A 12,537-nucleotide genomic window follows, 5' to 3' on the forward strand; every position below is an offset into this window, starting at 1 on the left:
GACAATACGAAATTAAGCCTGGGGAAGGAATCCGGCAAGCTGATTAACGGATGAGGGTAACCCGTCCGGCGACAACCTTTGGATCGAATTTTTCGTCTTTCAGGTCAACCCGGTACACATATACCCCTTCGGGGATGAGACGGTCGGAATCTTTGTACGTGCCCGGCCAGGGATGCGCTTCGTCCCCTTCGAAGATGATCTGTCCCCACCGATCGTAGATCGCGTAGGTGAACGCGCCGAGGCTTTGTCCGATCGGCAACCAAAGGTCATTCTTGCCATCCTTGTTCGGCGTGAAGCTGTTCGGATAATAAACCGCGATCTCTTCCCGGATGAAGATTCGGTAGGTCAGTGTATCCGTGCATCCGTTCCCGCTGACAGTAATTAACGTGACATCGTAGGTACCGGGCTGTTCGAACGTATAGACCGGATTCCGGGTCATCACGGTATCCGTATCGGCAATGATCCAGGTCCAGGAGGTCGCATTCACTGATTGATCGATGAACGACACCGTATTGTCGAAGGAGAAGGGCTCGACCGGATCGTAGATGAACGAAGAAACCGGAGCAGGTCGCAGCGTCACCAATACCGAATCACGCGCAGGGGTCGAACCACAGGCATCGCGGACGGAAACCGAAACGTATCCGTTGGCCGTCGGATAATGAACCAGGGTCGATGAATCGGAAACACTGTTCGTCCAAGTAAACGTATAGGGACCACCGTCGCCACCGGATGCATTCGCCGGTAACAGGACCGGAGTACCGGGACATGCGGAAGCAGTTGCCGGCAGGGAAACACTCAAAGGTGGGAATGACAGGATCCGAATGATGTTCGAAGTATCACCCGGCTGTGAGAGGCAGGGCGCGTTGCTCATCATGACACACTGCACCACATCACCCTGAACCAGGTTGGGGGTGGTATAGACATCGCTGCCACTGAACACAGCTTGCGAATTAACATACCAGGTATAGGAGGGTGCTCCGCCTCCATTCACCGGACTGGCGTAGAGTGTGGCACTTTGTCCCACACATAGTGTATCGCCCGGAGAGGATGTGATCGATACGGAGGGAGTCACCACGGGCTGCAGTACGACCTGGTAGGTCGCGCTTGCCGTTGGCGAAGTGGCACAGCGCGAATTCGATCCCAGTGTTACGGTTACCACATCGCCATTCAGCAGCGTGGCAGTTATGGTATCATTTGTACTCAGAAAGACACCATTGACATCCCAAACGATCGAGGGCGAGGAACCTCCGTTCGAATAGCTTGCGGCAAGCTGTACGGGTTGGCCTTCGCAAAGTCCGGCAGAGACTGGTGAGATGCTGATCGCAGGGGCCTCGACCGGCAAAACGGTGAACTGTACCGTGTCACTATCCGACGGGGTCAACGCACAACTCAGACCCGACTGCACAACCGCCACCAGGACATCGCCATCGGCCAGACTTGAGCTGGTAAAAATGCTGTCGGTTATCCCTTGCAAAACTCCGTTGAGGTACCAACTATAGGTACCCGATCCCGCGTTGATCGCGGATGCCGTTGCAGTCAGCGGATCACCGGCACACAAGGTATCGGATGGCACCAACTGCAAGGAAACCGACGGACTGACGGCAGCGATCACATCGATGGTATAGGAGGCGTTGGCATCGGTGGTCGTCACACAAAAAGCGCTTGATTGCAAGGTGACACGAACGCTGTCGTTATCGGATGGGGCAATCAGCACAAAAGTGCTGTCGGTCCCCCAGCCTGAAGCTACTGCTCCATTCAAATACCACTGATACAAGGGCGCGGCACCGCCGGTGGTCGGTTGCGCAAGGAATCGGATCGTATCTCCGGCACAAATCGATCCGACCGGTGTAGCCTGGAGGGAAACTGCAGGTGTTAGCGGCGACAGGAAGTTGATCCGGACGGAATCCCGTGCGGTGGGTGTACTGATGCAACCCAAAGAACTGGTCATCACAACACCCACCAGGGTGTCGTTTGCGGTAAGCACCGGTGAGAACGTCGAGCCGGTTGCTCCGCCAACGATGGTGCCGTTAACGGACCATTGATAAGTCGGAGCTCCTCCTCCATTGACCGGCGTTGCGGAGAACGTAACGGAAGAACCGGGGCAGATCGACGTATCCGGATTGATCTGAACATCGGGCGCGACAGCATTACTGACCGCGACGAACAAGGTGGCCGTATCCACCGAAGTGCTCAGACAACCTCCGCTCGCGTTCATGACCACCTGGACAATATCTCCGTTGCTCAGGGAGGAAGTGACCAGTGAATCCGAACTGTTTCCGGGAACCGCGATGCCGTTGATCAGCCAGGCGTAAGTCGGAGAACCGCCATTCACCGGTGCGGCCAGAAACCGAACGGAAGTACCGGGACAGATGACACCGGAGGGGTTGGCGGCCAGGCCTACTTCCGCGGAATCCAATGGATCAACGGTGATGGTAAGCGATGAATCAAATACACAGGTACCCGACTGGTAATTCAAGGTAATGGAATAACTGCCGGGCAACGCGTAATCGATGATCGGAGATCGGTTATTCTGAATGACGCCGCCCGGCGCGCTGCTACCGGGCATCACCCAGTCATAGGCGGAGGCAGCGGCGGCTCCTCCACCAAGCAAGGTCACCGGCTGATTGACGCAGACCGGATTGGGTGTGATCGTAAAGCCTGGGTTGTTGCCAGCTGTCACCTGCACATCGGTGGTAAGACTACCGGTAGTACCACAGGCATCGGTGACGGTAACGGTATAGTTCGTCGCGGTAGCCGGTGCTACGCGAATCGTATCGTTGGCAGCTGCGGCAGGAGACCAGCTATAGGTATAGGGACCGATGCCGTAATTCGCATTCACCACAATCGTGGCCGTATCGCCTTCGCAGACGGTTTGCGTCGGCGTAATGTTGTACACCTCCAGTGTCCGCCCCTCGATGATCATGATCCAGGGTTGCGTTGCCCGGATACAGTTCAGCGAACAGGTGGGATCCGGATCATTGTTACACCGGAAGAAGTGGAGATCGAAGCTCACATTCTGGGGAGCGCAGGCGGGAACCGGCAAGCACCCGAAGAGATCGGCCGTTACCATCACATTGGTCGCCGAGCAATTGAAATTGGTCAACGGAAACGGGCAGGTAAAGACCCCCGGTGCCGCACTGGGCGCCGTACACGCGCCGGAAGTAATGTTATATCCTCCGTCCTGTGCCTGGCAGAGGTTGGTCACTGCGTAATACTCGAAGCTGTAGTATACGTTCGTCAGCTCGGCGTTGGCCGGCGTAGGGACAACCAGGTTATAGTCGCAACTATTGGTCCAGCAAACCGCACCATAGCGCGTACCGGCGATAAGCCCCGCTCCAATGGAATTCACACTGGTAACGACCGGGTCGATCACGACCGGGTAAGTGGTGGCAGGATCCTGCAGCCAACTGACCGGTACGGCTACCTCCAGTTTTTCATCTCCATAAAACGATTCGATCGGCAAGGCTTTGGCTCCAGGCGTGTTGTCAAAAGCAAAACAACTTTCCACACCGAAACGATCCGAACCGGACGCATCGGAAAATCGGATCGGTGCATGGATAAAAGTGTTGACTGGACCATTGTCCGGGCGACGAGATTGAAATCCGGTTGGCAATGACACTCCCTGCCCGAAGATGAGCATCCCGTCCGGAATTGGAATCGGTCGTTTCAATACCACATCCACTTCCGCTTCACCCTGACGCGTGAGGATCAACAAATCAACGTCAGGGTAAAAATCCTTTACACGGATACCATCGTCGCCAGCCGTGATGGCGTGAAAATTCGGACCACCAGGAAGCTGAAAGACACCTGTTGCAGTTCGCACATACAAATACGCGCCCTGCAGAAATCGAATCGCAACATCATCATTGAACAATGCTGCAGCAGGTTTCCCGAGATCCACCATCAAAGGGGAGGGCTGTTGCGTAGCGGCAAATTGTTTCGGCTGACCGCCCACCGGCTTGAAGCGCGGATCGATTTCCCGCCAGTAGCCTTGCTGATCACGGTAGTTGATCGGACCCAGCGATTGCTGCTGAAAAAAATGTCCTTGCTCGGAACCTTTTTGTACAAAGTACCGGCTTTCCGCCGATCGCTTCTCAATCAGTTCGAAGCAATCCGTACAGGGGGGACCGTTATACGGGAAAAGACCTAGGTCCGGATGCCCGCTGAGTTCGGGTTTGGTAGCTTGCTTCAATTCCTCCGATACATCCCGCTGCCGGACACTGAATCCGTCGAGACGCAGACCTTCCATCCGGTGAAATTGAGCGAAAGCCCAAAAGGAACTGCAAATACAAAGGAAGGTCAGGAGCAGTCGGCGCTGCATGGGGAATTCAGTATTCTTTACAAATTTACGGTTCCGGCGCCGTACTAAATAGACTGTTTCAAGGCCATTGTCCCGATTTTCCGACATGGGAAAGCTGACAATTTGGGCTGAAACAAGGCTACCAGGCCAGGAATTCCCGGGCGGATTCAATATCCCGGTAGAGAACACGGTCTTCGTCCACGAAGGACACGCGCTTCCGGAATGAGGTTACGAAGTTCTCGATCACGGGCGATGACTTCTGCGGGCGTCGGAATTCCAGCGCCTGGGCGGCTGTGAAGAGTTCGATCGCGAGGATGGTCTGAAGGTTGGATGCCACGCGCACGACTTTCGTTGCCGCATTGGCGCCCATACTGACATGATCTTCCTGTCCGTTGGAGGATACGATCGAGTCGACCGAGGCAGGTGTGCAGAGTTGCTTGTTCTGGCTGACAATCGAAGCGGCCGAATACTGCGGGATCATGAATCCGGAATGCAAGCCCGGGTTAGCGACCAGGAAAGGCGGCAGACTGCGTTGGCCGGAGATGAGCAGATACGTACGGCGCTCCGAGATCGAACCGAGCTCCGCTAAGGCCATGGCCAGGAAGTCGAGGGCCAGGGCCAACGGTTGTCCGTGGAAGTTGCCGCCGGAAAGGATCTTGTCCTCCTCAGGGAAGATGGTCGGATTGTCGGTCACCGCGTTGATTTCTACATGCAACACATTCGCCGCGTACTGGATCGCGTCACGTGAAGCGCCGTGGACCTGCGGGATGCAGCGGAACGAATAGGGATCTTGCACATGCTCCTTGGCCCGCTTGATCAGTTGGGAACCTTTGAGCATACTCCGGAAATTTTCCGCCACGTCGATTTGCCCCTGGTGCGGACGGATCCGATGCAAGGATTTATCGAACGGATCGATACGACCGTCGAATCCTTCGAGCGAAACAGCCGCGATGATGTCGGCCATGGAAGCCAAATGCATCGCCTGTAACACTGCATACACGCCGTGGGCCGACATGAACTGGGTTCCGTTCAAGAGTGCCAGGCCTTCCTTCGACTGCAACGCGATGGGTTTCCACTTCAACGACTGCAGTACTTTCGAAGCAGGCAAACGCTTCCCCTGATAGTCCACCTCCCCTTCTCCGATCAACGGCAGGCAAAGATGAGCCAGCGGAGCCAGGTCGCCGGATGCGCCCAGGGAACCTTGCTGATAGACGACGGGCAGGATATCCTTGTTGAAGAAATCGATCAGGCGTTCGACCGTTTGCAGTTGCACGCCGGAATTGCCGTAAGACAGTCCCTGGATTTTGAGCAACAACATCAAGCGAACGATATCCGGATGCACTTCGTCTCCTGTTCCGCAGGCATGGGATTTCATCAGGTTGACCTGCAAGGCGCCCAGGTCCTTCTCGTTGATCGACTTGTTATAGAGTGACCCGAAACCGGTGTTAATTCCGTAGATCGGCTCCTTGTGTTCCTTCAATTTGAGGTCCAGGTACCGGCGGCCTTCGCGAATGCGTTGCTTCGCATCTTCTGAAAGCTTCAGCGGAATGCGTTCCCGGAGAATCCGTTCGATCGTTTCAAAATCAAGGCCAGTTAACGAGATACTATACATGATGATTTGTTCTTCAACTTATTTTAAAACGTGCAGCAATTCCTCGAAGGTGATGGTTGATTGTTCGCCCTTCTGCATATCCTTCAGGGTCACCTGTCCGTTCTTCATCTCCTCTGTTCCCACCAACGCGACGTACGGGATCTTCCGCGCATCGGCATAAGCCAGTTGCTTTTTCATTTTCGCCGCATCGGGATAGAGTTCCGCGTTAATGCCGTTGTTGCGCAGTCGCTGCAAAAGCCCCAGGCAGTACCGTGCTTCCGCTTCGCCGAAATTGGCAAAGAGCACCCGGGTAGAGACCGTGCTGAAATCCGGGAACCCCTTGATCTCTTCCAACACATCGTAGATACGATCGGCACCGAATGAAATGCCGACACCGGAAACGCCTTTCAGTCCGAAGATGCCGGTAAGGTCGTCGTAGCGTCCGCCACCACATATACTGCTGGTGAAGGCGGAACGATCGTCATTCACCTTCACTTCGATGATCGCGCCGGTATAATAGTTCAATCCGCGCGCCAGGGTGATGTCGATCTCGACCTGTCGTTCGTTCGGCAAATACGAGAGAATCTGTTCCAACTCCTCGATCCCTTTCCTGCCGGTCTCCGAAGCGGCCAGGAATCCACGCAGGGTTTCCAGCTTGTCGCCGTTGCTTCCCTTCAACTCCATCAGCGGTCGCAGCCGGGTAATGGCCGTTTCGCTCACGCCTTTTCCCTTCAGCTCCTCGTTGACCTTATCCAGGCCGATCTTGTCGAGCTTATCGATGGCGACGGTGATGTCGATGATCCGCTCCTGCTCGCCCAACACCCCGGCGATTCCGCTCAGGACTTTCCGGTTGTTCAACAGGATCTTAACACCGAGTTCCAGGGCATCGAAGACGTCGTGAATGATGTTGATCAGGTCCACTTCATTCAGGAGCGAGTCGCTGCCGATCACATCCGCGTCGCATTGGTAAAACTCCCGGTACCGGCCCTTCTGCGGACGATCGGCGCGCCATACCGGCTGGATCTGATAGCGACGGAACGGAAAAGTGAGCTCGTGTTGGTGCATCACCACGTAGCGGGCAAAGGGTACCGTGAGATCGTAACGGAGGCCCTTCTCTGTCAGCATCTCCATGCCCGTTGCACTTCCGGCCGCTTTCACTTGATCCAGGACCGGACCGGAATTCAACACGCGAAAAAGGAGTTTGTCTCCCTCTTCTCCATACTTCCCTTCGAGCGTGGATAGATTTTCCATTGCCGGTGTTTCGATGGGCAGGAATCCGTAGCGCTGATACACAGTACGAATGGTGTCGAAAATATGGGCGCGACGAAGCATCTCGTCGGGAGAGAAATCGCGTGTGCCTTTGGGTAAACTCGGTTTCATAATGGTCCGGAACCGTATGGGAATTCGGTTTTGGATGATTGATCTCAAAGGTAGCGGACGAGGCTGGAAATTCGCCCCTGGCTTCGGGGAGTTATCCTGCAGAATTCAACAATGAATTCACCGAACTCCCAATGAAAATGGCCGGTCTGATGGACACGGCCTTTCCAAGGATGATTGCAGCAATCGATCAGGACCGCACCAGGCTCTTGTACCGGATGCGATGCGGCTGAACATCGCCGAGGCGCTGTTTTTTGTTCTCTTCGTATTCGGAGAAGTTGCCGTCGAAGAAGTAGACTTGCGAATCGCCTTCGAAGGCCAGGATGTGCGTAGCTACGCGATCGAGGAACCAACGGTCGTGGGAGATGATGACCGCGCAACCGGCAAAGTTCTCGATGGCTTCTTCGAGCGCCCGGAGGGTGTTCACGTCGATGTCGTTCGTCGGTTCGTCGAGGAGTAAGACGTTGCTGCCCTGCTTCAACGCTATCGCGAGGTGAACCCGGTTGCGCTCTCCGCCGGAAAGCACTTCCAGTTTCTTGCTCTGGTCCGTACCGCTGAAGTTGAACTTGGAAACATAGGCGCGGGCATTCAACTGTCGACCGCCTACGACCATCGTTTCGGTTCCGCCGGAGATGATCTCAAAAACCGTCTTACCCGGTACCAGGTCGTCGTGCGTCTGGTCCACATAAGCTACCTGTACCGTATCGCCCCGACGAATGGTGCCGCTATCGGGTTGTTCGAGACCCATCAGCAGTTTAAAGAGCGTGGTCTTACCGGCTCCGTTCGGACCGATAACACCAACCACTCCCGCAGGCGGCAGGGAGAAGCTCAGATTCTCAAACAACACGCGGTCTCCGTAGGACTTGGTCACGTTCTCAAACTCGTACACCACACTTCCCAGGCGCGGGCCCGGCGGGATGAAGAGTTCGAGCTTGTCTTCGCGCTCCTTTACATCCTCGTTCAGCAAACGATCATAGGCGGCGATACGGGCTTTGGATTTTGCGTGACGGCCTTTCGGCGACATGCGTACCCATTCCAATTCCCGCTCGAGTGTCTTGCGGCGCTTGCTTTCTGTTTTCTCTTCCTGAGCCAGACGATTCGATTTCTGTTCGAGCCAGGAGGAGTAATTTCCCTTCCACGGAATACCTTCACCACGATCCAGTTCGAGGATCCAGCCGGCTACGTTGTCGAGGAAGTAACGATCGTGCGTAACGGCGATGACCGTACCGGCATACTGCTTGAGGTGTTGCTCCAGCCAGAGGACCGATTCCGCGTCGAGGTGGTTGGTCGGTTCGTCGAGCAGCAGCACATCCGGCTCTTGCAGCAGCAGACGACAAAGCGCGAGACGACGTTTCTCACCGCCCGACAGGTTGGCCACATTCGTTTCCGGATCCGGACAGCGTAGCGCGTCCATGGCGACCTCGATTTTGTTGTCGAGCTCCCATCCCCCTGCGGCATCGATGGCATCTTGTACCTGCCCTTGACGCTCGATGAGTTTATTCATCTCATCGTCGCTCATCGGTTCCCCGAACTTGTTGTTGATCTCTTCGAATTCCTTCAACAGGTCCACCACCCGCTGTGCGCCTTCCATCACGATCTCGCGCGCGGTCTTGCTCGGGTCGAGTTCGGGCTCCTGTGACAGGTAACCGACGGTGTAGCCCGGCGAAAAAACCACATCGCCCTGAAAGGATTTTTCCAACCCTGCGATGATCTTTAACAAGGTTGATTTACCGGCACCGTTCAAACCCAGGATACCGATCTTGGCACCATAGAAGAAGGACAGGTAGATGTCTTTGAGAACTGTCTTACCGGTAGTAAAGGTCTTGGAGACCTTCACCATGGAAAAAATGATCTTTTTATCGTCTGACATAGTGAGCGTTGCTTTGTTGATTTCGAACGGGAGGGTCGATATTCGCTATTATGTAATTAATTGATAATCAATTACTTGAATAAACACCCTGATCCAACAATTCGAATTTTTACCAGAATGAATGACTTTCCCGTTTTCGGAGCGCCAATTTCGGTAAAAATCTTTAATAATTAGGCAGTTAGATGCTATTGAACTGCAAAGGAACTGATTGATTTTCTGCAACATTTTCATCAACTGTCGGGTATAGGGAATGAGTTTAAGCCCAATGAAAAAAATACTCGCTGCAATCGGTGTGCTGAGCCTTTCCCTGAACGGAATGCAGGCACAAGAATCTTCCAAGTTCAATTTTTCGCTGGCCCGACAGCTCAAGCATTCCCGCATCCAGAATCGCGAGATCGCCTTGTTCGTACAGGGTGATGCAAGCGTCGTTCGCGAGAAGACGGAGGCGCTTGGTGGAACCTTCAAGTATTCGGCCGGAGATATTCATGCTATCCGGATACCGTTGAGCGGTATTCAGGAGTTGGCAGCCTGTGCCGAGATCCGTCGAATCGAAAGCAACGACCTTCAGTTGGAACCACTCAACGACCGCATGGTCGAGATGAATCATGTGAGTGAGGTCCACCTCGGCTTTAATTTGCCGCAAGGATACCAGGGAGATGGTGTCATCATGGGCATCATCGACGAAGGCATCGACTATACGCACCCCGACTTCCGCGACAACAGCGGGCGGACGCGCATCGCCTTCCTTTGGGACCAGGCCAACATCAATTTCGATGCAGCGACGCAGGCGCAGCCCTACGGCTATGGCAAAGAATATACCGGCAGTCAGATCGACACTTCCACCCAACATTACGACAGCCCTACCTCGCACGGTACGCACGTTGCCGGTATCGCCTGCGGCAATGGCCGCGCCCTGAATAATTACCGTGGGGTCGCACCTAATGCCGACATGATTGTGGTCAAGATGAATCTGAACCGCCCGGATAACGAGTTCCTCTCCTCGCTCGTGGACGCAGTGAAGTACATTTTCGACAAAGCCGACAGTCTTGGGAAACCTGCCGTCATCAACATCAGCCTGGGTACGTACTTCGGTTCGCACGACGGCAAGGACATCCAGGCACTGGCGATCGATAACCTGATCAGTGCCCGACCGGGACATGTGGTCGTATGTTCTGCGGGAAATGCGGGCAATGCACCGATCCACCTGGGCTATGAAGCTTCGGCCGATACGCAGTTCACCTGGATGCAACCGGGAACGCAATCGCTGCACATTCAGGCCTGGGGCGACTCCGGCGTCTTTGGCAACATCCGGTTTTCGGTCGGCATCGATCGCGTAAGTCCTACCCGCGCTTCCCTGGCGGAGCTTCCCTTCCGAGCCGGTGATCTTGATCCCGGAGTATTGAAGACCGACACCCTGTTTGACGCGCAGGGAAATCAACTGGGGCTGATCGAAAGCATGGTGCAATACTGGAATGGCGCGTATGGACTGGATTACCGGATCTATCCTGATTCGATCGTCAACATCAACGGCTCCGATACTTCCCGCTACTTCTGGCGATTCAGTTCCACCGGCCTGGGCCGATTCGACGCCTGGAGCTACGACATGGTTTTCGATAACCTGCCCGACTCGATCAGCTATCCGGACATCCGCAACTACCGCAAGCCGGACACCGACCAAACCCTGGTGAGCAGTTTCACCTGCAGCGATAAGGTGATCACGGTAGGCAGCTACGCCAATCGTAATTATTACACCAACGCCAACTTCGCCACTACCATGGACACGTCCATCGTCGTGGGCAAACTCTCCTCCTTTTCAAGCAAAGGACCAACACGCGATGGTCGCATAAAGCCCGACATCACCGCTACCGGCGAATGGGTCTTATCGTGCGGCACACAGGCAGAGCTGAATCAGCTCGTAGCCGTTGAACCCGAGAAGGTCGCTGCAGGTCGCAAGCACAAACGAAGCAGCGGCACGTCCATGTCGTCACCGGTCGTAGCAGGCATTGCCGCCCTCTATCTCGAAAAGAACCCGTCAGCCGATTGGCAGGAAGTGAAAAACGCCTTGCTCCGTTGCGCAGACCAGGATCAATACACCGGAAACAATCTTCCAGACAACGACTGGGGCTACGGGAAAGTGGATGCATACGCAGTCGTTCGCGGATGTACGGTTGGCATTGAGGAAACCGGCGACAGTCCGTATATCGACTTTGGCGTATACCCCAACCCCGCTTCATCATCCACCACCTTTCATTTCGACCTCAGCCTACTGCGTGATAATCGCGAACCGAGGATCCGTATCACCGATCCGGTCGGCCGGACCATTAAATCATTCGTATTGAACAGAGCCGCAGGCACGCTGGAGGCTGGCATCACGGATCTGGCACCCGGGTACTATACGGTATCACTGGAAACCGATCGCCGCATCCTGCGCACCATCCGGCTGGCAGTGGTACGTTAAACAGAACGGTTCATAGCCCCGCCGGTTTATTACCTTTGCAGGGTATGCAGGCCGTTTTTCGAAACTACCTCTCCCTCGTCAAGTTCAGTCACACCGTATTCGCCTTACCCTTTGCGGTAATCGGATATTTCCTGGGCATCTCGCGTCCGGGTTACACGTTCGACTTCCTGTTGTTTCTAAAAGTCCTGGCGTGTATGGTAACGGCACGCACCGCCGCGATGGCCTTCAACCGCCTGATCGACCGCAGGATCGATGCCCAAAACGAACGTACCAGATCCAGGGAAATACCGGCGGGAACCATTTCGCCTGTAGCAGCTACCGCGCTGGTCGCCGTTAGTTGCCTCCTCTTTATCCTGACCACCTGGACGATTAATCCGTTGTGTTTCTACCTCAGCCCTGTTGCCTTGTCGGTAGTATTGGGTTATTCGTACACCAAGCGCTTTACCTGGCTGTGCCATCTGGTCCTCGGACTTGGCTTGTCACTCGCACCGATCGGAGCTTATCTTGCCGTTACCGGAGTGTTCGACTTTTTACCGATCTGTTTTTCCCTGTGCGTCATCACCTGGGTAAGCGGGTTCGACATCATCTATGCATTGCAGGACGAAGCGTTTGACCGATCGCTTTCACTCTACTCGATGCCGGCATCCTTTGGTAAGAAAAAAGCCCTGGGAATCTCTTCGTTGTTACACATGCTTTCTGCCGGGTTCGTCATCCTCGCGGGCTACCTGGGTGACTTCGGTTGGCTGTACTGGATCGGGGTGACGCTATTTATTGCCTTGTTGATCTATCAGCACAGCCTGGTAAAGCCCGACGACCTGCGCAGGGTGAACCTGGCCTTTTTCACGACAAACGGAATCGCCAGCCTGGTTTTCGCAATCTTCGTAGTGGGCGAATTGCTGCTCCACCACTGATTTAAGCGCATTGCCGGCACAGCGAATGCC

The 12,537-nt window shown here is 54.8% G+C and carries 6 protein-coding genes; 2 read left to right on the top strand and 4 right to left on the bottom strand.

Going from position 1 to position 12,537, the window contains the following annotated elements; genetic code table 11:
* Positions 1 to 43: 43 nt before the first annotated feature.
* The 4 genes from IPJ96_11345 to ettA form a co-directional block, all read right to left on the bottom strand.
* Positions 44 to 4,321: a gliding motility-associated C-terminal domain-containing protein gene (locus tag IPJ96_11345; protein ID MBK7910929.1), complete on the bottom strand. Its 4,278-nt coding sequence runs from the start codon at positions 4,319 to 4,321 to the stop codon at positions 44 to 46.
* A gap of 118 nt (positions 4,322 to 4,439) precedes the next feature.
* Positions 4,440 to 5,912, bottom strand: a complete 1,473-nt coding sequence (gene hutH, locus IPJ96_11350; GenBank protein MBK7910930.1) for a histidine ammonia-lyase — start codon at positions 5,910 to 5,912, stop codon at positions 4,440 to 4,442.
* 18 nt (positions 5,913 to 5,930) lie between these two features.
* The gene (locus IPJ96_11355) at positions 5,931 to 7,271 is read right to left on the bottom strand and encodes a histidine--tRNA ligase (GenBank protein MBK7910931.1); all 1,341 of its coding nucleotides are present in this window, start codon (positions 7,269 to 7,271) and stop codon (positions 5,931 to 5,933) included.
* A gap of 187 nt (positions 7,272 to 7,458) precedes the next feature.
* A complete protein-coding gene (gene ettA / locus IPJ96_11360) occupies positions 7,459 to 9,138 on the bottom strand; it encodes an energy-dependent translational throttle protein EttA (protein MBK7910932.1) in 1,680 nt (559 codons plus the stop codon).
* Positions 9,139 to 9,403: 265 nt separating this feature from the next.
* Between ettA and IPJ96_11365 the strand changes: the two genes are divergently transcribed.
* Both IPJ96_11365 and IPJ96_11370 read left to right on the top strand, forming a co-directional pair.
* Positions 9,404 to 11,596 carry a S8 family peptidase gene (locus IPJ96_11365; GenBank protein MBK7910933.1) on the top strand — a complete coding sequence of 731 codons (2,193 nt, stop codon included), beginning with the start codon at positions 9,404 to 9,406 and terminating at the stop codon, positions 11,594 to 11,596.
* 44 nt (positions 11,597 to 11,640) lie between these two features.
* Complete coding sequence (locus IPJ96_11370) at positions 11,641 to 12,507, top strand: UbiA family prenyltransferase (protein MBK7910934.1); 867 nt, start codon at positions 11,641 to 11,643, stop codon at positions 12,505 to 12,507.
* Positions 12,508 to 12,537 lie beyond the last annotated feature (30 nt).

The organism is Bacteroidota bacterium, from assembly GCA_016713765.1.
GTDB lineage: Bacteria > Bacteroidota > Bacteroidia > AKYH767-A > 2013-40CM-41-45 > Pollutiaquabacter > Pollutiaquabacter aromativorans.